Raw genomic sequence first — 21,520 nt, forward strand, 5'->3', positions numbered from 1 at the left:
AACCGCAGGCTCAGGCGACAGAAGGTAGAGCTTGAGCGCCGGTGTCAGAGGCTCAGGTCACCATGGTGGCCTGAGCCTCTGACCCGTCCGCCCTCGTCGAGAAGGATCCGCATGCCGTTCGCCGACCAGCTCATCAGTGACCGCACGGCCACCACCCTCACCGAGGCCGTGGCCGCGGCGGCACCGGGCGTCGCCCTGCACGCACTGCCCGCGACGGTCGGCCGGCTCGGTGAGCTCTCGCTCCGCGAGCGGGCCGACGTCCTGCGCGACGCGCTGCTGGCCGACCTACCGGGCGGATACGCGGACCTCGCCCGCACGGTCCGCGCGGCGCGCGACGGCGCGACGCCGTTCACCGGCTGGCTGATCTGGCCCGTCACGAGCGCCGTGGCGGTCAGGGCCGTCGAGGAGGAGACGGACGCCGCCTTCGACGACGCGATGGCTCTGCTGGCCGAGCTCACCGGGCGCCTCACCGCGGAGTTCGCGGTCCGCACCCTCCTGCGCCACGACCTGGACCGCGCCCTCGGCATCGCCGCGGACTGGGCCCGGTCGGACGACGTCGACGTGCGCAGGCTGGCTAGCGAGGGCACGCGACCGTACCTGCCCTGGGCGGTGCGCGTGCCGGAGCTGCTGGCGCGCCCCGGGGCGACGGTCCCCGTCCTCGACGCCCTCTACCGGGACGAGAGCGGCTACGTGCGCCGCTCCGTCGCCAACCACCTCAACGACCTCAGCCGTGACCATCCCGAGCTGGTCGTCACCACGGCCGGGCGCTGGCTCGCCGAACCCGTCGCGACGACCCAGGGCCTCGTCCGGCATGCGCTCCGCACGCTGGTCAAGCGCGGAGATCCGGGCGCCCTCGGGCTGCTCGGGTTCGCCCCCGCCGCGCTCGAGATCGACGGTCCGGTGCTCGACGGCGACCGCGTGCCGTTCGGCGGCACGCTCCGGTTCACGGCGGAGGTTCGCAACGTCGGCGCCGAGGAGGCCCGGCTGTCCATCGACTACGTCGTCCACCATCAGAAGGCCAACGGCTCCCAGACCGCCAAGACCTTCAAGCTGACCACCCGCACCCTCGCGCCGGGCGAGCAGGTGCGGCTCAGCCGTGAGCACTCGTTCCGGCCGATCACGACCCGCCGCTACTACCCGGGGCCGCACGCCGTCGCGCTCCAGGTCAACGGCGTCGCCACCGATCCGGCCCCGTTCGAGCTGGACCAGCCGGCCGGCGTCTGACCCGCAGCGCGGGGGTCAGTGGCGGGCGTCAGCTCAACGAGGTCCGGACGATCCCCGTGACCACGTCGGCGAGATCCGGCGGGATCGGCCTGCCACCGCTCAGATACCGCCGCACGGCGGCGTAGGGCAGGTCGACGACGACGAGCAGGAGCTCGGTGGTCGTCACCGACGTCGTGGCGCGGACCCGCCGCGTCAAGCCTCGGATCGCCTCGTTCCAGCGCGCGCTCTCCGCCGCCTCGGTCTCACGAGCCGCCTCGGGCCAAGCTTCCGGGTCGAATCGTGAGCGGCCCGCGAGCAGCACGTGCGCATGCGCCGGCTCGGCCTCGCACCACCGCACGGTGTAGGCGGCGAGCGCGGCGGCCGCCTCGACCGGGTCCCCTTCGAACAGGGGGTATGCGTCGCCGTGGTAGCTCGCTATCGCACGGCTCCAGAGGGCGGCGAGGAGCGCCGGCCGGTCGGGGAACCGGTAGTAGAGAGAGCCGCTCGGCACACCGGCCTCACGGATGACCGCCGCCATCGTGACGTTCGCCGGCCCGTCCGCACCGAGGATCCGGCCTGCCGCGTCGAGGATCGCCGAGGTGTCATGGGTCGCGCGAGGCATGCGTTGACCGTACTCCAGCACCCCGTTAGAGTCCCGTCTCTAGAGACTTCCCTCTACAACCCCACGGAGGAGACCATGCCACTGACCGCTGACGAGGTCTACGCGGCGGCGCCGTTCGTCAAGACGCTCGGTGTCGAGCTCGACCAGATCACGCCGGAGGCCGTCGTCGGGCGGTTGCCGTTCACGCACGACCTGTCGACGGTAGGGGGCGGGCTGCACGGCGGGGCGCTGATGGGGCTGGCCGACGGCACCGCCGCCGTCTGCGCCGCTGCCAACGGCGAGGCCGGAGCACTGCCCGCGACCGTGGACTCCACCACCCACTTCCTGCGCCCCGTGGTGGGCCAGGCCATCGCCACCGCCTCCCCGATCAGGTCGAGCGGCCGCCAGGTGCTCGTCGAGGTCCGGGTGACCGACGAGTCCGGCGCACTGTGCGTGCACGTGCTCCAGACCGTGCGCCTGGTCCACGCGGGAACGTAGCCGAGCCGCGTCCGGGCGATCCGAGCCATGTCCGAACCCTGTCCTCCCCGATCACCGTGCACTAGCGTTTCCCGCACAGCACATGGACCGGCATGTCCTTCAGGGGGAGAGACGACAGGTGCAGAGCGGGCAGATCGTCGGCGACCGCTACCGGCTCGAGGAACGCCTCGGCTCGGGCGGCCACGGTGAGGTATGGCGGGCCGCCGACCTCCGGCTGCACGAGCGGCCGGTGGCGCTCAAGCGCACGCGGTACGAGGGCGACGACGACGGCGCCGACCGGGTCCGCCGTGAGGCCCGGACCCTCTCCCGGATCAACCACCCGCACGTGGTCGCCGTCCACGACGTGGTCGACGACGGCGGCGAGGTCTGGGTGGTCATGGAGTACGTGGCCGGCCGGCCGCTCTCCAAGGTCGGGCGGGTGACCGTCGAGGAGGCCGCCCGCTACGGCGCCCAGCTCGCCGGCGGCCTGGAGGCGGTCCACGCCCACCGGATCATGCACCGCGACATCAAGCCCGCGAACGTCCTGGTGACCGACGACGGGTTCGCGAAGCTCGCCGACTTCGGCATCTCCCGCGCGCTGCACAACGACGAGACGGTCACCGCCACGGGCGCCCTCACGGGGACCCCGGGCTACCTGGCGCCGGAGGTGGCCAAGGGCGGGCGGTTCACCGAGGCCTCCGACGTCTGGTCGCTCGGCGCGACCCTGTACTACACGCTCGAGGGCACCACACCGTTCGGCGACGACAACGCGCACGCCCTGCTGTGGAAGACGGTCTCCGAGGAGGTGCGGCCGCCGACGAGGGCCGGAAGGATGGCGCCCGTCATGCTGCGGATGCTGGCCAGGAAGCCCGGCGACCGGCCGCACCTCCAGCAGGCACGGAAGGAGCTGGCGGCCCTGGCCGGCGACCCGACGACGGGCGTCGGACCGGAGACGAGCGGAGCGCGACGACGCCCGCGGTGGCTCCTCGCGGCGGTCGCCGCCGCTGTCGTGCTGGTCGCCGCGATCTCGACCGCGGTCTGGGTCGCCGTGGACCGGGGCGACACGCCCGTCGCGGGAGCCGGCACGGGCAGCCGTGACGGCGCGGCCGGCCCTGACCCCGAGAGCGTGGCCGCGGAGAACACCGGCATCGTCGGCGACCCGGCGACCGCGGACCCGTGCGCCCTCCTCGACGTCGAGGCGCTCGGCGCGTTCGGCCAGACCCGGATCCGTACCGACAACGGTGACCTCAACAGCTGCGACGTCGTCGTGACCAGGGACGACGGGGCACTGATCGTGGTCAGCCTCACGATCTGGCACAACAGCGAGGAACCCGCCGAGCCGAACCGGCAGGTCGGCAGGATCACCGTGGTGAACGACGAGTACGAGCTGCCCGACGAGTGCAGCCGCGAGCTCTACCTTCCCGGCGGCGACTACAACATCTCGCTGGACGTGTGGCAGGAGACGTGGAACGAGCCGGCGGGGGCGGGCGAGGTCGACAATCTCTGCGAGATCGCCGACGCGACCCTGGACCACGCGACGACCCTGCTCAACGAGGGTCAGATCCCTCGCCGCGCACAGGCGCCCGCCGCGGGCTCGCTCTACACGCAGAGCGCGTGCGACCTGCTCGCCGGGGAGCCGCTCGAACGCCTGCCCGGCGTGGAAGCCGACCGCCCCGTCGTCGGGTTCGCCGAGTGGGACTGCCAGTGGGAGGTCGACGACGGCAAGGAGCTGCGGGTGCTGTTCCAGCACAGCGACCCGCTCTCGGAGGACACCGGCGAGCGCTTCGTCCTCAGCGGGCACGAGGCGTTCAACGAGGGCGACTCGTGGGCGGAGGACTCGTGCCTGGTCTCCATCGTCAACCGGGTGGCGGTCAGCCGGGACGGTGACGGTGACATCGTCGCGGAGCTGGTCCGCATCCACCTCGAGGCGGGCGGGGACGAGTCGGTCGACGAGCTCTGCGCCCTCGCCCTGGACATCGCCGAGCCGGTCGCGGCGGCGCTCCCCGCCGTGTCCTGATCCGTCGTCGGGAGGGGTCCCGGGGTTGGCGTGCCACGCTGGCGACGGGAAACACATGGAGGTCGCCTTGACGGACATACCGCAGATGGAGGGCACCGAACCGCTCTCCCCCAACCACGCGAGCCTGGCGTTCGGCGTGCCGACGTCCGAGCCGAACACCATCTACGCCCTCTCCGTGTCGGGCGGCGTCCGGCTCGGTGCCCGGGAGGAGCGGACCGTGGTGTTCGGGCGCAACCGCCCGGAGGTGCACGTCTGCGTCGGCGAGGACGACCTGCGGATCAGCCGCAGCCAGGGTTCCGTGACGTTCCGGGGCGGCCGGTGGTGGCTCAGCAACACCGGGCACCGCGCGCTCCAGCTGCCCCGTTCGATGACGCTGTTCCCCGAGGACGACCCCTATCCGGTCGAGGCCGGGTACACCCCGGTGTTCGTCAACGGCACGGCGAGGCGCCGGCACCTGCTCGAGCTGTACGTAGCGGACCAGGACGGGCGCCTGCCGCGGCCGGCGCCCGACGCGGCGACGCTGCGCGACAAGCCGTGGAAGCTCCGCGCCGACGAGCGACTGGCCCTCGTCTCGCTCGCGCAGAAGTACCTGCTGCACGAGGCCTACCCGCAGCCGTGCACCTGGCAGCAGGTCGCCACCGACCTCGGCGCCCTGCTGCTCGACGAGCAGTGGAGCGCCAAGCGCGTGGAGCACCTCGTGTCCGGCGTCCGACGGCGGCTCTCGCGCGCCGGCGTGCCAGGGCTGACCCGCGAGGAGGTCGGCGAGCCGGTGGGCAACATGCTGAACCACAACCTCGTCACGGAGCTGTTGCAGACCCGCACCCTGGTGCCGCCGGACGTCCTGCTGCTCGACGACGTCTGACCACGCCGCCTGCAGCCGTCGGGCGTCAGCCGAACGTCATCGTGTAGACCTGCACGCCCTCGGGCACCTCGAGGTCCACCAGCCCCTCGGTCGGCCCGTCGCCCTCGAGCACCGGGTAGAGCCTCGGGTTGCCCGAGACGTCGATGCTCGTGGTGGTCGAGCGGCCGCCGGTGGTCACCGTCGACTCGACGGCCCCGTCCCCGCCGAGGACCACGAAGACGTCGGCCGACCGGTAGGCGAGGCGTACCCGTGCGTCGTCGGACAGCGCACGTGCGCCCTGGAAGTCGACCTCCCAGGTCCCGCCGAGCGAGAAGGTGTCCTGTTTCTGCTCGTCGGCGAGCGTGAACTCCTGGCGGCCCGCCGCGTACCGCGGCTCACCGGCATAGTTGATGACGCGCTTGATGGAGAAGTAGGTCTCGGGCGTGATCTCGTCGAGCGGCGTCGCGTCCTGGACCGTCGTGGGTTCGGGCAGGTCGACGCCGGGGTCGGCGTCCGTCAGGAGCTCGCGGATCAGCTTCTCCGTGTTTTCGTACCCGCCCTCGCCCAGCCGGATGTGCCGCACGGTACCGTCCGCGTCGATCAGGTACTGCGCCGGCCAGTAGCGGTTCCGGTAGGCGGTCCAGGTCGCGTAGGAGTTGTCCTGCGCGATCGGGTAGGTCACGTCGAGGTCCTTGGCTCCCTGGATCACGTTGCGCGTCTCGCGCTCGAAGGCGAACTCGGGGGTGTGCACACCGATCACCTCGAAGCCGTCGCCGACGTCGGCGTACCTGTCGTACCAGGCGTTCAGGTGCGGGATGGACCGCTGGCAGTTGATGCAGGAGTAGGTCCAGAAGTCGACCAGCACGACCTGCCCGCGCAGGGCCTCCAGCTGGAGCGCTGTGCCGTCCGGCGTGTTGAGCCACTGGTCGATGCCGCGGATCTCCGGCGCGGTGCCGCAGTCCTCCAGGACCGGCGCTCCGTTCGAGCAGTTGGACAGCTCGCGGTTCTCGTCGGTCACGAGGCCGCCGAGGTCGAGCGCCTCGCGCACGGTCTCCGAGGAGTCGATGCGCTGCTGCAGCGCGCCGGTGTAGTCCGGGAGCAGGCGCTGGATGGCCGCAGGAACGTTGAAGGCGAGGGCGACGGCCAGCAGGATGACGACGATGCCTCCGCCGGTGCGGATCGCCGTCGTGTGGCGCTGGAAGGCCTGCACCCGCTCGGCGATCCGGCGTCCCGCGAGCGCGAAGACCAGCAGCGGGGTCGCGGCGCCGACGGCGAACGACACGGTGAGCGCCACCGTCTCGACCCCGATGTTGCCCGTCGCCCCGGCGACGGTGATCGCGGCCAGCACCGGTCCGGCGCAGGGCACGTAGAGCACGCCGAGGCCGAGGCCCAGGACGAAGGCGCCCCGGTCCTGCCGCGCGGCGCCACGCTTCGCCCCGAAGACGGCGATGCGCTGGAAGGGTCGTTCGAGGATCGTCTCGAACCGGGGCACGATCATGCCGATGCCCAGCAGGACGAGCAGGGTGATGCCGGCCCAGCGCAGCAGGTCCTGGGGCAGTCCCAACACCGAGAGCAGCAGGGAGCCGAGCAGCGTGAAGACGCTGAAGCTCAGGACCAGGCCCGCGATGACGATGTACGGGCGCAGGGAGCGCCGTGCGCCGTCCGCGCCTCGTGTCCGTGCACCCTGCACGCCGCCCGCGAAGAAGATCACGGGCAGCATCGGCAGGATGCACGGCGATATTCCGGTGATGAGGCCTCCCAGGAGGCCGATGACGATGAGGGTTCCCATGTGGCGGGTTCGGCGCACCGGCGGTTCCGGATGGGTCGGACAGGGGTTCGGGACCGCCGGGAAAACTCGTTCGCATCCAGCCCCATCCGGTTGGCGGTCTGCTCCGAACCACGGGCAAGACGCTCCGTGAGAACGCGAGAGCGACGACACACCGAGGAGAGACCGATGAACGTTCGTACCCGTAAGTCCTACGCAGCAGTCGGCATCACGGCTATCGCCCTGCTCGGCCTCACGGCCTGCGCGGGTTCGGAGGCCGGCGCATCCGGCGGGAGCGAGACCACGGCGAGCGAGGAGACCGCGGCTCCCGAGGAGGAGCCGACGGACGAGATGACCGACGACATGGTCGACCCGGCCGCCAACCTCGTAGGCCCCGGCTGCGCCGGCTATGCCGAGCAGGTGCCGGACGGCCCTGGCTCGGTCACCGGCATGTCCACCGACCCGGTCGCCGTTGCCGCGTCGAACAACCCGCTGCTGAAGACGCTGGTCGCCGCGGTGAGCGGCGAGGTGAACCCCGACGTGAACCTCGTCGACACCCTGAACGGCGACGAGTTCACCGTGTTCGCGCCGGTCGACGACGCCTTCAAGGCGATCGACGCCGCGACGATGGACACCCTGTCCAAGGACAGCGACCTGCTGACGCAGATCCTGACGTACCACGTGGTGCCCGGCCAGCTCACCCCCGACCAGGTCGTCGGCGAGCAGACCACCGTCCAGGGCGAGACGCTCGAGGTGACCGGCAGCGGTGACGAGCTCAAGGTGAACGACGCGAACGTGATCTGTGGTGGCGTGATGACCCAGAACGCGACCGTCTACCTCGTCGACGCGGTGCTCATGCCGAAGATGTGACCCTGGCGCCCAAGTAGAACTGCAGCGAGGTAGAACCCAACTCAGGTTCTACCTCGCTGCAGTTCTGTCTCGCCACGGTTCTACTTCGGCGGTCGACGGTGGGCGGTCAGGCGCCGAGGACTACCACCGGGTCGGATGTCGGCTGCTCGGAGCCGGACGCGGGTTCGACCGTCACGGCCATGCCGACGCCCTCGGAACCCTGGACGAGCGACGTCGACTCGCCGTCCCGCACCGACAGCACGCCCGCGGACGAGACGCTGCCGTCCTCCGCGACCACCCAGAGCTGGTACGCCCGGTCGGCGGCGAGGTCAGGCAGGTCCTCCGCCCGGAAGAACATGTCGTCGTCGGCCACCAGGACCGAGGCCTGGCCGCCACCCTCGATGGCCCCGCGCAGGATCGCGGAGTCAGGGTCGGCGAGCATCTCGGCGACCACCTGGGACTGCTCGCGCAGCCGGTCCCGCTCGGCGGTCACCTGGACGGCGATCGTCGTCGGGACGGCGATCGCGGCCGCTGCGGCGACGGCGGCCACCGCGACACCCCAGCGCTTGCGGCGGCGGGACGCGAGGTCGACGACGACGCCGTCCCCCGCCTCCGGTGCCGGGGCGGCCTCGACCGGGAGCTGCGGCGTGCTCTGCACGAGCTCGAGCACGCTCGCGCGCAGGGCGGCCGGGGGTTCGGTCTCGACGGCGAAGGCCGCCACGACGTCGCGGTACTCGTCCAGCGAGCGGCGCGCTTCGGCGTCCGACTCCAGCAGGCGCTCGACGGCGCGGCGGTCCGCGTCGCCGAGGGCGTCGAGGGCATAGCCGGGCAGCAGGTCCCAGGCGTCGGACCGCGGGCTCCGCGCGCCGGTGCTCGTCTCGTCAGCCATGTCGCACCCCCAGGCAGTCACGGAGCCGGTTGAGCCCGTCGCGGATCCTGCTCTTGACGGTGGGCAGCGCGGCGTCGAGCTGCTCGGCCACCTCGCGGTAGGTCAGGCCGCCGTAGTACGCGACGACCACCGCCTCACGCTGGGTGGGGGTCAGGCCTTCGATACAGCGGCGGACGGCGGAGCCCTCGAGGTTCCGCTCGACGTCCTCGACCACGATGTCCCGCGCCACGCGGCCGGTGTCCAGGTCCGTGTCCCGCTGGTCGCGGTCCCGGCGTGCCTGCTCGGACCGCACACGGTCGACGGCCCGACGGCGCGCGAGCGTCGCGACCCAGGTGCGGGCGGAGCCGCGGGTCGCGTCGAAACGTGCTGCTGTCTGCCACACCTCCACCATCACCTCCTGGGTCACTTCTGCCGCGTGGTCGGGATCGCGCAGGACGCCGAGCGACGCGCCGTAGGCTACCGGCCCGAGCGCGTCGTACACGGGCGTGAACGACGCGGGATTTCCCCCGGCGCACGCCGTGAGGAGCGCGTCGACGGCGTCGCGCGACGAGGTCCGGACTGGTGGTGAGGCCACCGCCCCAGTCTGCCCCACGCCCACCCCCGATCACGTCCGTACCCATGGTTCGTCGCCGACCGCCCCTCGGATGGGGTGATCCGGGTCACCAGTCGTGGACGGATCCGTCCTGGAGACGGTTGACCGGGAGGTAGCCCGGCTCGTACGGGTGGGCGGCCGCGAGCTCCTCGTCCAGCTCGACGCCGATGCCCGAGGCCTCGCCCGGGTGCAGGTAGCCGTCGTCGAACGTGTACGCGTGGCGGAAGACCTCGTTGGTGAGGTCGGTGTGACCGGAGTACTCCTGGATGCCGAAGTTGTGGATCGCGAGGTCGAGGTGCAGCGCCGCGGCCATACCGACCGGCGAGATGTCCTCCGGGCCGTGGATCGCGCTCTTGATCCCGCGCTGGCCGGCGTAGTCGAACAGCTTCTTCAGCGGGCTGACGCCGCCGAAGTGCGTGACGGCGGAGCGCACGTAGTCGATGAGCCGGTCGTCGACGAGCGTCTGGTAGTCGAAGACGGTGTTGAACACCTCGCCGATGGCCAGCGGTGTCGTCGTGTGCTGCCGCACCAGACGCAGCGCCTCCTGGTCCTCCGCGGGCGTGCAGTCCTCGAGCCAGAACAGGTCGAACGGCTCCAGGTCCTTGCCGAGCCGAGCCGCCTCGACCGGCGAGAGCCGGTGGTGCGCGTCGTGCAGCAGCGGCAGGTCCGGGCCGAACTCGTTGCGGACCGCCTCGAAGACCCGCGGGATGTACCGCAGGTACGCGGCGGTGTCCCAGTCCTCGACCACGGGCCGGGCGAGCACGTCCGGGGCCGACCCGTCGGCCGTCGTCGTCGCGTGGACCCCGTAGACCGACTGCAGACCCGGCACCCCGCTCTGGACCCGGATGCTGCGGTAGCCGCGCTCCTGCATCGCCCGCACGGAGTCGAAGATCTCGGGCAGGCTCGCGCCGCTCGCGTGCCCGTAGGCCATGATCCGGTCCCGGCTGGCGCCGCCGAGCAGCTGGTACAGCGGCAGGCCGGCGACCTTCGCCTTGATGTCCCACAGGGCGACGTCGACGGCGGCGATGGCCGCCATGGTGACGGGACCCCGGCGCCAGTACGCGCCGCGGTAGAGGTACTGCCAGGCGTCCTCGATCCGGTGGGGATCGCGCCCGATCAGCAGCGGCGCGACGTGGTCGCGCAGATAGCTGACGACCGCCAGCTCCCGCCCGTTGAGGGTGGCGTCGCCAAGCCCTGTCACGCCGTCGTCGGTGGTGATCTGGAGCGTGACGAAGTTACGGCCCGGCGAGGTGACGACGACCTTGGCGTCGACGATCTTCATGCGGCGACTTTCTGTTGGCGGGGATGGCTGGGCGAGCGGTTCAGCACTGCTCGTAGGCGTAGGCGGCGGCGTCGGGACCCACCAGGTCACGGTCGCGCAGGATCGTCAGCGGGGCGCGGTCCGGGTCGGCGCAGACGGCGTCGAACCCGTCGGGAAGGTTGTCGGTGTACTCGATCTGGAGCACCTGCTCCCCGTAGACGTCGGTGTACGAGCCACACTCGTCGTAGGCCGCGCACTCCTCGGTGACCGCGAAGTCGAACCCGAGCTCGCGAGCCGCCGTCGTCGCCTCGGCGGCATTCTTCTGGCCGATGGCGAGGCCCGACTCGTGCGCGAGGCCGATGTACGAGCCGGCGAGCGCGAGGGCGGCGTCCTCCTCGATCAACCCCGTGCTCGGTTCGGTGAACCGGGTCCAGGTGTCGAGGTTGTCGATCTCCACCGCGTCGAAGCCCGCGTCGGCGCAACCCGTGATCACCGGACCGAGGATGTCGACGATGCGGTCACGCTTCGCCTCCGTCGACGGGTCCAGGACATACTCGTCCGGCCAGTCCGGGTCGACGACGAGCTCCCCCGCCGCATCGTGCAGCAGCAGGTCCTCGTTGCCGTCGAGCCAGAGGTCGGCCTCGCCGGGCTGGGTCTGGAACCCGTTGACGTAGCAGACGTCGTAGGCGCCCGCCGCGGGCTCGGCCGTCGCGTCCCGCACCACGACGTCGAGCCCGCCGTCGAACTCGTAGGCGGTTCCGAGCTGGTAGTCGAACTGCCCGCCCGTCGGCGGGAGGGACACGTCGGCGACGTTCATGGACGCGCTGTCCTGCCCGTCACCTTGATCAGCACCGGCACCGGGCTGGCAGCCCGTGAGCACAAGGACGACCAGCGCTACGACGATCAGCTGAGGCATCTGCAGATCGTAGGCGCAGCCTCTGACAACCTACGCCGAGGCGCTGACCGCCTCGGCGATCGGCGTCCCGCCGTTGCCGAACGCGATGGTGCGCCCCATGGTGGTGCTGTCCACCAGGACCGCCGCGACGACCGCTGCGACGTCGGCGCGGGAGACCCTGCCGTCGCCCGGGTCGGCCACCTCGATGAGTCCGGTGGGCTCGTCGAGCGTGAGCGGGCCGGGCTGGAGGATCGTGTAGTCGAGGTCGGAGGCACGCAGGTGCTCGTCGGCCGCGGTCTTCGACTCGGCGTAGGCGAAGAACGAGCTGTCCTCCGGCACCCCGTGACCAGGCCCGGCGCCGAGATAGGACACCATCACGTAGCGCGGTACGCCCGCCGCCTTCGCGGCGTCCATCGAGCGGACGGCGGCATCGCGGTCGACGGCGTAGGTGCGCTCCGGGCTCCCGCCGCCTGCGCCGGCCGACCAGACCACGGCGTCCTGCCCGTCGAGGAGTGCGGTCAGCCCGTCGGTGTCGAGGTGCTCGACGTCGGCGATCAGCGGGATCGCTCCGGTGGCCGCTACCTCGTCCTGGTGGTCGGGATTGCGGATCACGCTCGTGACGACGTCGCCTCGCTCCACGAGGAGGGGGGCGAGCCGCAGCGCGATCTTGCCGTGGCCACCGATGATCAGAACGCGGGACATGGTGCTTCCTTCCGTCGGGTTCGGCTCCAGGCTATGCCGGATGCCGCTGCCTGCACGGACGGCGGCCTCGACCCGCTCGACGTCACCACGTTCGTGGTGGCGGCGGGCCTTGCCAGGACGTCAGCGCATGAACGGTCACTCGGCCCGGCGCCGGTCCAGACGCTCGGGGAGGCGTTCGAAACCCGCCGACATGTAGGTGGCGACGGCGGCGGTGCGGGTGCTCTCGGTGATGACGAGGGCACACGACGAACCCAGCTCGCGCAGCGCGGCCGCCCCGGCGACGGTGAGCGCTGTGCCGTAGCCGTGACCGCGCTGATGTGGGTGCACGCCCAACGGCTCGATCAGCCCGGGCTTTCCCCGGCCGGCCGACCACACCGTGATCGCCCCCACGGCCTCGCCCGCGTCGTCATAGCCGAGCAGGCATCGCGCATCGGCGTACAGAGGTCCGGCCGCCATCGCGTGCCATCGCTCGTCGGTGAACGTCGAGCCGTCGAACGACGCGCGCTGCGCTGCCGTGCGCTCGCTCACCCGGTCCGGCCCGACCACCTCGACCCGCACGCCGGCGTCCTCGACCGGATCGGTGAGGTCACGCAGCAACGGGGTGAACGGCGCGTCGGTGCCCCATCCCTCGTCCGCCAGCAGGTCGTACACCAGGGCATCGGACGGCGCCTCGACGTTCACCGCTCCCTCGGGGAGCACCCCGTGCTCCGGCCGCGTCAGGTCCGTCACCAGCTGCCGCGCCAGCTCTTCGTCGCGCGGCGCGTCAGGCGCCGTCGTCAGCCGCAATATCCTGGCGCCGTCGAGGAGCCCGATCGCGAGCACCCGCCCGTCCCGGCTCCAGGTCCGCAGGGCCTCGGCGGTCTGCTGGGCTCCGAACCTCCAGTACCAGCCCACGTCCCCCGGGTGCAGCTGCACCGGCGCGGAGTCGTCCTGCCACCCACGCAGCGTGTCGACGACGTCGCCCAGCTCGTCGGTCCCGGGCTTGCTGATGATGACCGCCATGAGCGCATCCAACCCCTCCGCGCGACCCGTCCGCGATCCTTTGACGCGCTCCGCCGGACGCTCAGGGCCGTCACGCCCGCTGACGCTCCTCGCGCTCCCGGACCAGCTCCTCGACCGCGGTCGGCAGGGTCGTCTCGAAGTCGATCAGCTTCGCCCACGTCGGGGTCATGACGATCCGGACCATCCCGTCGTAGAGCGAGCGGACCTCCTTCTCCCACTCGACCCGCTGCTCCGCCGTCATCTCGTAGCTCGTGTTCATCGTCAGGTACTCGTCCGGGATGCCGTCCACGTCGTCCAGCTCCACCCGCCCGCGGACCAGCAGGATCTTGGGCGGGTGCGACTCGGTGTCGATGGTCAGGGCGACCATCGGGTTGGCGCGCAGGCTCGCCAGCTTCGGGGCGTTCCTCGTGGTGCACATGACGATCGTCGAGCCGTTCCAGACGAACGCGATGGGAATGGTGCGGGGTGTGCCGTCCTTGGCGACGTAGGCCAGGCGGGTGATGTCGCGGGCCAGCAGCTCCTGGCTGTACGGCTGGTTCAGGATCTCGGTGATCTCGGTCTGTTCCATCGGTATCGCTCCTCGGGTTGTGCTCGGGGTTGTGCTCGGGGTGGTTGTCTGGATGTGGCCGGTCGGTGGCGAACCGTCAGCCGAGCTTCTCCGCGAACGCCACGATGATTCCCTCGGGCCCGCGGACGTAGCAGAAGAGATAGCTGTCCTCGATGCGCGTGAGCTCACCGAGGAGCTCCACCCCGCGGGACCGGAGACCCTCGACGACACGCTCGATGTCGTCGACGGCGAACAGGACGCGGTGCAGGCCCAGCGTGTTCGCGGGTGCGTTCACCGGTCCGGTGCTGATCGCCGTCGGCGTGTGGTACCTCATCAGCTCGACGTGGCCGTTCCCGTCCGGGGTCCGCAGCATCGCGATGTCGCACCGGACCTCGTCGAACCCGCAGACCCGGGCCGCCCAGTCCTGGTCGACGGTGGCCCGGCCCTCCAGCTCGAGCCCGAGCTGGGTGAAGAACTCGATGGTGCCCTGCAGGTCCTCGACGACGATGCCGACGTTCTCCATCCGCGTGATCATGGTGCTGCTCGCTCTCTGTATGGCCCGTGTGGCAGTGCGGCCCGGTGGCCGCTTCTGACCCTGGGACGGAGCCGCCGCCGGATCCTCGACATCGGTCACGAGATCTCGCCACGGCATCCCGACACATCCAGAATGAAATGCGCATTTTTCGCCCGGCCGTGGTCGGATGTGGTTCGTCCGAGACTCCACAGCACCGTTGCCGTGAGGAAACCGATGACCGAGCGTGTCCTGCCCGATGCCGACACGATCGAGGCCGCGCTGGCCTCTCACGACGGCCCCTGGGGCGCGGGCGCGCGAGTTCTCTCGGTGGTGGACCAGTCGACCGGGCTCGGTCAGGCGGCGGTCCTGCGGGCGAGCATCGCGGCCCCGAACACCTGCCCGTCCCTGTGGGCGGTCAAGATCCTGGGCTGGGGCCGCCATACCCTGCTCGACTCGCGCGACAGCCTGCTGGACCGTCGCGAGGCGCACTTCTACGGCAGCGGCATCTCCGACCTGCTGCCCAACGGGCTGACGACGCCACCGGCCGCGACGGTGTTCAGCCACCACGGCTTCACCTGGGTGGTGATGCGTGACATCGGCGCCGTCCTGCAGCAGAGCTGGACCCCCGAGACCGCAACCATCGCCGCCAGCCGCGCCGCGCTGCTGTACATCCCGGGCGTGCTGCGCCCCGGCCTGCTGGACGCCCCCTGGCTGGAGCTGGAGGGCTATGCCGCGTACACCCATCACATCCAGTCGGGCCACGAGAACCTCGAGGCGCTGGCCGACGACCCGCGGCTTCGAACGCTGTTCACCCCCGATCAGGTCCGCGACCTGCACACCTGCCTGGACGCCGCAGAAGGGCTGGGCGCACGTGCCGCGGAGCTGCCCAAGACCCTGGTCCACGGTGACCTCACGCCCCGCAACGCCGGCCTGGACCCGCGCGGCACCCTCGCCCTCATCGACTGGGAGCACGTGGGCGTCGGGCCGGTGGGGTTCGACCTCGGCACCTTCGTCTCCCTCTACCGCGGGTTCGGTGGCTCCGGCGAGCTGGACGAGCCGGCGATCCTCGAGACCTACGGCCGAGCCCTCAGCGATCTCGCCGGGACCGACCTGCGCCATGCCGCAGCCCTCGGCTTCGCCATCGCGCACCTGACCTGGGGGCTGCACCTCCGCCTCGGCCCCGGCCTGACGCTGTTGCGCCAGGGCTTCCAGCACGACAACCCGGCGAAGCTCGCCGCGCACGTCGACGACATCCGGTCCGGAGGCCTGCGCGCCCTGTCCTGGGCGGCCGCGGCCGGGGTGGTGACGGCGGTCCGCTGATCCCGGACGCCGGTCGGCTCAGCCCACGGTGGTCAGGGCGCGGTGCTCGCCGAGCACCTCGGCCGGTGCCGGTGCCGGAGCCGGTACCGACACTGGCACCGGCACCAGCCGCCAGCCGAGGCTGTCCCAGGCGGTCCGGAGGGCGACGGCCGCCCACGCCACCACCAGCCCGGCGAAGAGCAGCACGGAGAGCACCGCGAGCGCCGTCAGCCCGGTGTGCGCGGCGAGCCCGGCGGTCGCCGTCACGCAGGTGCCGACCGGGAACGTGAACGACCACCAGGTGAGCGAGAACGGCAGCCCGTGGACGGCGGCGCGCACTGTGACGGCGGCGGCGATCGCCGCCCACATCAGGGCGAAGCCCAGCACGCAGACCCCGAAGACGACGGCGAAGTACACGAGCCCGCGCTCGAAGGTGGCTCCGAACGTGCCACCCGCGTTGGCCGCCAGCAGGCTGGCGGCGGTGACCGACTGGCCGAGCGGGCCGAGCGCTATCCACAGGGTGGGGACCATCCTGGCCGCGCCCACCTGGTGGTGCATGAGCCGGCTCCAGAGCTGGGGCAGGATCACGAGCGACGCGACGAGACTCAGCCCGAACATCGCGTAGCAGGCCAGGAGCATCGTCTCGCGAGCCTCCCCCGGCGCGATGTGCGGCAGGAGGAGCGCGCCGGTCGCTGCCGAGACCATGGGCGGGACCACCGGCATGAGCCAACCGGCGAAGGCCGCGTCGGGCGCGTTCCGGTGCCGCGTGAAGGCGAGGTACGGCACGGCCACGGCGCTGACCAGGCCTGCGACCGTCCCTACGGTCCACAGCACCGCGTCGATGGTGACCGCGGCCTGCAGGCCCACCACGTCGCGGCCGATCAGGAGCGTCCCGGCGCCCACGGTGAGGAGCGCCATCGGCGGGGCGCCGTAGAAGTGCGCCATCACCGGGTCGGCGTGGTGCGCACGCGCGGCCGCGGGGTGCCGCAGCCAGTGCAGCACCGTGGCGGTCAGGAAGAAGACGAGCATCGCGGACGCGAGCAGCCAGATGCCGACCGCGGCCTGGCGCAGACCTGGGATCTGGACGGGCAGTGTCACCGCGGCGTTGGCGACTATCCCGGTGCCCATGACCGAGGCGAACCAGTTCGGTGTCACGGCGGCGATGCTGAAGCGGGCCATACGCCTCAGTCTCCCTACCGGCGGACCCGACCGGTATCCTCGATCTCATTGTGGAACCACAACCTCACGTTGTAGCTGGGAGCGGCGTGGACCTGCCGTCGCTCCGGCTTCTCTCGGCGATCGCGGAGGTCGGCTCGATCACCGCCGCGAGCAGGACGCTGGGTATCACCCAGCAGGCGGCGTCGACCCGGATGCGCCGGCTGGAACGCGTGCTCGGGGTGGCGCTGCTGGTCCGCGGGCCGCGCGGTAGCACGCTCACTCTCGACGGCACGATGGCGGCGCAGTGGGCCGCCGAGACGGTCGAGGCGGCCGACCGGTTCGACGCCGGTGTCGCCGCACTGCGCACCGCCGGTCACGCACGACCCCTTGGGATCGCCGCGAGCCTCACGGTCGCCGAGTACCTGCTCCCCCGCTGGCTCATGACGCTCCGGGGTCAGGACAACTCCGAGCACGCCATCTCGGTGACCGCGACGAACAGCGCGCACGCCATCGAGCTGGTCACCGATGGCAGCCACCAGCTCGGGTTCGTGGAGACGCCGACGGAGATCCCCGGCCTGGTCACCACCGCCGTCGCGAGGGACGAGCTCGTCGCCGTCGTCGCGCCGCAGCATCCCTGGGCCCGGCGTCGGGGCGTGACCGCCGCCGAGCTCGCCCGCACGCCGCTCGTCACCCGGGAGAAGGGCTCAGGCACCCGGCTCAGCGCCGAACAGCTCCTGATCGACGCCGGGCACGAGATCGCCACCCCGCTGGCCGAGCTCCCGACCACCGCGGCGGTGCGGACGGCTGTCGCGTCGGGTGCGGCGCCCGCGGTGCTCAGCATCCTGGCCGTCCGGGACGACCTCACCGCCGGGCGGCTGGTCCGCGTCCCCGTCAAGGGCCTGCGCTTCGTCCGCGAGCTGCGCGCCATCCGGTCCCCCGGGGCGTCACCGCTGCCGCTGCTGGAGCAGCTGCTGGCCGTCGCGGCGCGGAACGGCTGAGCCGACGGCGCCCGCGCCGGTCGCCGCTTGCTCCTGCGTCAGTCCTCGGCGTCGAACCGAGCCCGCGCCCGCTCGACGTCGGACATGTTCTCGGTGCTCCAGTGGAACAGCGCGTCGATGAGGTCCTGGATGGATCGCCCGAGCGCCGCGATGCGGTACTCGACGGCGATCGGGCGCGAGCTCACGATGACCCGGTCGACCATCCCGTTGCGCTCGAGGCGCCGCAGCGTCGCCGTCAGCGACTTCTGGGTGACGACCGGGATGGCCCGGCGCAGCTCGTTGAACCGCAGCGGCCGCTCGCACAGCTCGTCCAGCACCTGCAGCGACCACTTGTCGAGCACCTGGTCGAGCAGCTCACGGTGGTGCGCGGAGATCTGGATGCGCTCGGCGGGCTGAGTGGTATCCGGCATGAAACCTAGTCTCGTTGAAGTTCCCTTCGGACACCAGGTAGACATGCGATACCTGCTTGACCGACAACGAAGGGACCTTCCATGACCGTGCAGCTGCTCACCCCCGAGGGCATGTTCCAGCCAGTCCCCTATCACCACGTCTCGATCGGCACGGGCAGCCGTCAGGTGCATGTGGCCGGCCAGATCGCGCGCGACGCCGAGGCGAACCACATAGCGCCCGACGACCTCACCGGCCAGGTGGCGCAGGCGCTCCGCAACACGGCCCGCGGCCTCGCCGGCGCCGGCGCGACCTTTGCCGACGTCGTGCGCCTCCGGTTCTTCGTCACGCGCTGGAGCCCCGAGAAGATGGACGACTTCATGGCGGGTCTCGAGAGCGTGTCCGACGAGCTCGGCATCCCGCGGCCGCTGCCGCCCGTCTCGCTCATCGGCGTCGACTACCTGTTCGAGCCCGACGTGCTCGTCGAGGTCGAGGCCTTCGCCGTCCTGGACTGAGCGGCCCGCCAGCGATCTTGACGCATGGTTCAAGTTCTACCTATGGTTCTTGACCATGACGTCAAGTAATGTGATCGCGGATCCGGCCCCGGTGGTCGGCTCCCCCGCGGAGAAGACCACCGAGGCCGTCGACGCCGCCGCGTCGCCCCTGCCCACGTCGCCGTTCGAGCTTCTGCCGACGGGCGAGGCGTTCGGCGTCTGCGACCTGGACGGGGTGTGCTCCTGATGGCCGGCGAGGCCTTCGGCCAGGCCACGGACCGCCTGGTGGTCGACGTGTGGAGCGACGTGATGTGCCCGTTCTGCTACATGGGCGACACGCTCCTGGCGCAGGCCCTGGAGAAGTTCCCGCACGCCTCCGGCGTCGACATCCGCTACCACAGCTTCCTCCTCATGCCCCACCTGACCGACGACGACGCCCCGGTCACCCCGACCGAGCTGCTGTCGGCCAAGCACGGTCTCCCGCGCGAGCAGGCACAGGCGATGAACGACCAGGTCACCGAGCGCGCCCGCCAGATCGGCCTGGACTACCGACTGGACCAGGCCCAGGCGGTGGCCACCCGCACCGCGCACCAGCTCAGCCACTTCGCGGCCGCGCACGGCAAGCAGCACGAGCTGGTCCAGCAGCTGTTCAAGGCGTACTTCACCGACGGGCTCAACGTTGCCGACCACCAGGTCCTGGCAGACCTGGCCGCCGAGGTCGGCCTGGACCGCGGCGCCGCACTCGCCGCGCTGGCGAGCGGCGAGTTCGCGGACGCCGTCGAGGCCGACATCCAGCAGGCCCACCAGTACGGCATACAGGGTGTGCCGTTCTTCGTGTTCGGCGGCAAGTACGCCGTCTCGGGCGCTCAGCCGGTCGACGCGTTCCTGCAGGCCCTGGACACGAGCTGGGCCGAGACGGTCGGCGCGCCCGCCGACGCCGCCTCGGCCAGGGCCGGTCGGTGACGTCGGAGACCCCGCGTCTGCGCGCCGACGCGCAGCGCAACGTCGAGGGCATCCGCCTGGCTGCCCTCGACGTGTTCCGCGCGCACGGGCTCAACACCCCGCTCGACGCCGTGGCGCGCGCGGCGGGCGTCAGCAAGGGCACCATCTACCACCGTTTCGGTGGCCGGCAGGGCCTCATCGACGCGGTGGTGGAAGAGCTCGTCGCCGAGCGCATCAAGGGCATCATCACGGCGGTCGGCGCGATCGACGACCCGGTCGAACGGTTCGAGAACTACCTACGGCAGATCTGGCTGCTCCAGTACGACGAGCCCGCCGCGAACGACGTCCTGCTGCGGTCGATGCCGACCTCCGGAGCGGTGAACGCCCTGTGCGAGCACGCCAACGAGAACGCCGGGAGGCTCCTTGCCGACGCGCAGGCCACCGGCAAGGTCCGGGCCGATCTCACCGCTGAGGACGTCTGGCTCCTCATCTGGGAACGCGGCATCATCGCCCGGGCCTGTGCCGAACAGCCGCGCGACGGCTACAGCCGACGCTCCGAGTACACCCTTCGGGGCTTGCGCAGCGGCTCGTAGGGCAGCGTCTGGATGCGAGCCCCACGCCGCGGCCGTAGCGTCGGAGCACAGTCCAGAGATGCCGTGAAGGGCCGCCGTCGGGCCCCGGAGGGAGCCGGAATGAGCGAGAGCAAGAGCAAGAGCGACGACCGGAAGGACGTGCCGGACCCCGAGGACCGGAGCATCACGGGCGCCATCCCGGCGGACGACGAGATCTCGGACGGGGAGACCGGCCAGCACCCAGAGGACAACCCGGACAAGGAGGGTGAGGACCGGTTCGACGCCGGCTGAGCCCCGAGGACCTGGGACATCGCGAAGGGCCCCGACCTGATGAGGTCGGGGCCCTTCGCCGTATACGGAGCAGCCATATCGGTCACGTCAGGCCGAGGTGAATCGGCTCGTACGGGGAACCGTTCGCGCGCAGATTCCGGCATCTGAAAAATCCCCGGGCGTCCGCGCGGCCCTGTGCCGCCCCGGTGTGCGAGTGGTCGAACCGCACACAGACAGTGGATCTGCCGCTCGCGACCGCGGGCGGCTCCACCTGATGGACCGCCTTGAGGGAGTAACGCCATGTTCTTCCACCGCCAGGAGCTGCAACACACGGTCAAGCCAGACAAGCCCGACGCCGTCTACGCCCGCAAGCTGCAGGAGGTGCTCGGTGGCCAGTACGGCGAGATCACCGTCGCCATGCAGTACGGGTTCCAGTCCTGGAACGCGCACATGCCAGGGAAGTACCGCGACCTGCTCTACGGGATCGGCGCCGAGGAGATGGGCCACGTCGAGATGCTGGCGACCATGATCGCGCAGCTGCTCGAGAAGGCGCCTCTCGGCATCACCGAGGGAGCGATGCAGGACGACCCGACCGTCGCCGCGATCATCGGCGGCACCGACCCGCAGCACGCCATCGTGGCCGGTGCGGGCGCCCGTCCTGTCGACTCGAACGGGAACCCGTGGTCGGCCGGGTACGTCACCGCCAGCGGCAACATGCTCGCGGACTTCACGGCGAACGCGAACGCCGAGATGCAGGGCCGGCTCCAGGTCGCCCGGCTCTATCACATGACCGACGACGCGGGCGTGCGGGACCTCCTGTCGTTCCTGCTGGCGCGCGACACGATGCACCAGAACCAGTGGATCGCGGCGGCAGCGGAGCTGCGCGAGGAGGGCATCGAGGATCTGCCGGTGCCGAGCACGTTCCCGGTGGGCAAGGAGGACCGTGCGGTGTCCTACCAGTACATCAACTTCTCGGACGGGCAGGCCGCGTCGGAGGGAAGCTGGGCGAGCGGTCCCACGCCGGACGGCAAGGGCGAGTTCGAGTACGTGGCCGAGCCGCCGGCGGGCGTGCCTGCCCCGCCACCCACCAAGCCCGACGTGCGCATGCACGGCACCACCGGACGGCCGGAGACCCTGGAGAAGGCGGCGGGCGCTGTCCAGGACGCCCTGCACAAGGAGTAGTCGCCACCGTCGTGGTGCGGCAGCGCAGTCGTCGAGACTGCGCCGCCGCCCCGCGACGCCAGG

At 71.3% G+C, this 21,520-nt stretch carries 25 protein-coding genes; 13 read left to right on the forward strand and 12 right to left on the reverse strand.

Going from position 1 to position 21,520, the window contains the following annotated elements:
- The first annotated feature begins 111 nt into the window (after positions 1-111).
- Entirely contained in the window at positions 112-1,224 is a 1,113-nt protein-coding gene (locus tag AB0I32_RS13005) for a DNA alkylation repair protein (protein WP_357506491.1), read from the forward strand.
- Positions 1,225-1,252: 28 nt separating this feature from the next.
- Here the strand turns inward: AB0I32_RS13005 and AB0I32_RS13010 are convergent, their stop codons facing one another.
- On the reverse strand, positions 1,253-1,825 hold the full coding sequence (locus AB0I32_RS13010) for a TetR/AcrR family transcriptional regulator (RefSeq protein ID WP_357506493.1): 573 nt from the start codon (positions 1,823-1,825) through the stop codon (positions 1,253-1,255).
- Positions 1,826-1,900: 75 nt separating this feature from the next.
- Between AB0I32_RS13010 and AB0I32_RS13015 the strand changes: the two genes are divergently transcribed.
- From AB0I32_RS13015 to AB0I32_RS13025, 3 genes are all read left to right on the forward strand, one after another.
- Positions 1,901-2,302, forward strand: a complete 402-nt coding sequence (locus AB0I32_RS13015; RefSeq protein WP_357506495.1) for a PaaI family thioesterase — start codon at positions 1,901-1,903, stop codon at positions 2,300-2,302.
- A gap of 118 nt (positions 2,303-2,420) precedes the next feature.
- Positions 2,421-4,298 carry a serine/threonine-protein kinase gene (locus tag AB0I32_RS13020; protein ID WP_357506497.1) on the forward strand — a complete coding sequence of 626 codons (1,878 nt, stop codon included), beginning with the start codon at positions 2,421-2,423 and terminating at the stop codon, positions 4,296-4,298.
- 67 nt (positions 4,299-4,365) lie between these two features.
- Positions 4,366-5,160 (forward strand): hypothetical protein, encoded by a 795-nt coding sequence (locus tag AB0I32_RS13025; RefSeq protein WP_357506499.1) that lies wholly within the window; start codon positions 4,366-4,368, stop codon positions 5,158-5,160.
- Between the two features lie 25 nt (positions 5,161-5,185).
- On the opposite strand, the gene AB0I32_RS13030 is transcribed toward AB0I32_RS13025, so the two are convergent.
- Positions 5,186-6,928 carry a cytochrome c biogenesis protein CcdA gene (locus AB0I32_RS13030; protein ID WP_357506501.1) on the reverse strand — a complete coding sequence of 581 codons (1,743 nt, stop codon included), beginning with the start codon at positions 6,926-6,928 and terminating at the stop codon, positions 5,186-5,188.
- A gap of 165 nt (positions 6,929-7,093) precedes the next feature.
- Here AB0I32_RS13030 and AB0I32_RS13035 point away from each other — a divergent pair, with 165 nt between their 5' ends.
- Positions 7,094-7,774 carry a fasciclin domain-containing protein gene (locus AB0I32_RS13035; RefSeq protein WP_357506503.1) on the forward strand — a complete coding sequence of 227 codons (681 nt, stop codon included), beginning with the start codon at positions 7,094-7,096 and terminating at the stop codon, positions 7,772-7,774.
- A gap of 106 nt (positions 7,775-7,880) precedes the next feature.
- Here AB0I32_RS13035 and AB0I32_RS13040 read toward each other — a convergent pair whose 3' ends face one another.
- The 8 genes from AB0I32_RS13040 to AB0I32_RS13075 form a co-directional block, all read right to left on the reverse strand.
- Positions 7,881-8,642 (reverse strand): anti-sigma factor, encoded by a 762-nt coding sequence (locus AB0I32_RS13040; protein WP_357506505.1) that lies wholly within the window; start codon positions 8,640-8,642, stop codon positions 7,881-7,883.
- On the reverse strand, positions 8,635-9,216 hold the full coding sequence (gene sigK, locus AB0I32_RS13045) for an ECF RNA polymerase sigma factor SigK (protein ID WP_357506507.1): 582 nt from the start codon (positions 9,214-9,216) through the stop codon (positions 8,635-8,637). Before sigK ends, AB0I32_RS13040 begins: the two co-directional genes overlap by 8 nt.
- Before the next feature lie 85 nt (positions 9,217-9,301).
- On the reverse strand, positions 9,302-10,516 hold the full coding sequence (manD, locus tag AB0I32_RS13050; protein ID WP_357506509.1) for a D-mannonate dehydratase ManD: 1,215 nt from the start codon (positions 10,514-10,516) through the stop codon (positions 9,302-9,304).
- A gap of 40 nt (positions 10,517-10,556) precedes the next feature.
- Positions 10,557-11,411 carry an endo alpha-1,4 polygalactosaminidase gene (locus AB0I32_RS13055; protein ID WP_357506511.1) on the reverse strand — a complete coding sequence of 285 codons (855 nt, stop codon included), beginning with the start codon at positions 11,409-11,411 and terminating at the stop codon, positions 10,557-10,559.
- Between the two features lie 30 nt (positions 11,412-11,441).
- Positions 11,442-12,092 (reverse strand): SDR family oxidoreductase, encoded by a 651-nt coding sequence (locus AB0I32_RS13060; protein WP_357506513.1) that lies wholly within the window; start codon positions 12,090-12,092, stop codon positions 11,442-11,444.
- Between the two features lie 135 nt (positions 12,093-12,227).
- A complete protein-coding gene (locus AB0I32_RS13065; RefSeq protein ID WP_357506515.1) occupies positions 12,228-13,094 on the reverse strand; it encodes a GNAT family N-acetyltransferase in 867 nt (288 codons plus the stop codon).
- Between the two features lie 70 nt (positions 13,095-13,164).
- A complete protein-coding gene (locus AB0I32_RS13070) occupies positions 13,165-13,662 on the reverse strand; it encodes a pyridoxamine 5'-phosphate oxidase family protein (RefSeq protein WP_357506517.1) in 498 nt (165 codons plus the stop codon).
- 76 nt (positions 13,663-13,738) lie between these two features.
- Positions 13,739-14,176 (reverse strand): VOC family protein, encoded by a 438-nt coding sequence (locus tag AB0I32_RS13075; protein ID WP_357506519.1) that lies wholly within the window; start codon positions 14,174-14,176, stop codon positions 13,739-13,741.
- Between the two features lie 213 nt (positions 14,177-14,389).
- Between AB0I32_RS13075 and AB0I32_RS13080 the strand changes: the two genes are divergently transcribed.
- Positions 14,390-15,475 (forward strand): phosphotransferase, encoded by a 1,086-nt coding sequence (locus AB0I32_RS13080; protein ID WP_357506521.1) that lies wholly within the window; start codon positions 14,390-14,392, stop codon positions 15,473-15,475.
- An 18-nt stretch (positions 15,476-15,493) separates the two neighbouring features.
- Here AB0I32_RS13080 and AB0I32_RS13085 read toward each other — a convergent pair whose 3' ends face one another.
- The gene (locus tag AB0I32_RS13085; protein WP_357506523.1) at positions 15,494-16,633 is read right to left on the reverse strand and encodes a TDT family transporter; all 1,140 of its coding nucleotides are present in this window, start codon (positions 16,631-16,633) and stop codon (positions 15,494-15,496) included.
- Positions 16,634-16,719: 86 nt separating this feature from the next.
- On the opposite strand from AB0I32_RS13085, the gene AB0I32_RS13090 reads away from it, so the two are divergent.
- The gene (locus tag AB0I32_RS13090) at positions 16,720-17,610 is read left to right on the forward strand and encodes a LysR family transcriptional regulator (protein ID WP_357506525.1); all 891 of its coding nucleotides are present in this window, start codon (positions 16,720-16,722) and stop codon (positions 17,608-17,610) included.
- Positions 17,611-17,648: 38 nt separating this feature from the next.
- Here the strand turns inward: AB0I32_RS13090 and AB0I32_RS13095 are convergent, their stop codons facing one another.
- The gene (locus tag AB0I32_RS13095; protein WP_357506526.1) at positions 17,649-18,020 is read right to left on the reverse strand and encodes a helix-turn-helix domain-containing protein; all 372 of its coding nucleotides are present in this window, start codon (positions 18,018-18,020) and stop codon (positions 17,649-17,651) included.
- Positions 18,021-18,101: 81 nt separating this feature from the next.
- Here AB0I32_RS13095 and AB0I32_RS13100 point away from each other — a divergent pair, with 81 nt between their 5' ends.
- From AB0I32_RS13100 to AB0I32_RS13125, 6 genes are all read left to right on the forward strand, one after another.
- A complete protein-coding gene (locus tag AB0I32_RS13100) occupies positions 18,102-18,512 on the forward strand; it encodes a Rid family hydrolase (protein ID WP_357506528.1) in 411 nt (136 codons plus the stop codon).
- 55 nt (positions 18,513-18,567) lie between these two features.
- The gene (locus AB0I32_RS13105) at positions 18,568-18,738 is read left to right on the forward strand and encodes a hypothetical protein (protein WP_357506530.1); all 171 of its coding nucleotides are present in this window, start codon (positions 18,568-18,570) and stop codon (positions 18,736-18,738) included.
- On the forward strand, positions 18,738-19,454 hold the full coding sequence (locus AB0I32_RS13110; RefSeq protein ID WP_357506532.1) for a DsbA family oxidoreductase: 717 nt from the start codon (positions 18,738-18,740) through the stop codon (positions 19,452-19,454). Before AB0I32_RS13105 ends, AB0I32_RS13110 begins: the two co-directional genes overlap by 1 nt.
- A complete protein-coding gene (locus AB0I32_RS13115; protein WP_357506534.1) occupies positions 19,451-20,026 on the forward strand; it encodes a TetR/AcrR family transcriptional regulator in 576 nt (191 codons plus the stop codon). The genes AB0I32_RS13110 and AB0I32_RS13115 overlap by 4 nt, the downstream gene beginning before the upstream one ends.
- Positions 20,027-20,125: 99 nt before the next feature.
- Positions 20,126-20,296 carry a hypothetical protein gene (locus AB0I32_RS13120; RefSeq protein ID WP_357506536.1) on the forward strand — a complete coding sequence of 57 codons (171 nt, stop codon included), beginning with the start codon at positions 20,126-20,128 and terminating at the stop codon, positions 20,294-20,296.
- Between the two features lie 279 nt (positions 20,297-20,575).
- A complete protein-coding gene (locus AB0I32_RS13125; protein ID WP_357506538.1) occupies positions 20,576-21,457 on the forward strand; it encodes a manganese catalase family protein in 882 nt (293 codons plus the stop codon).
- Positions 21,458-21,520 lie beyond the last annotated feature (63 nt).

The sequence above is a fragment of the Promicromonospora sp. NPDC050249 genome (genome assembly GCF_040656015.1).
Taxonomy (GTDB): domain Bacteria; phylum Actinomycetota; class Actinomycetes; order Actinomycetales; family Cellulomonadaceae; genus Promicromonospora.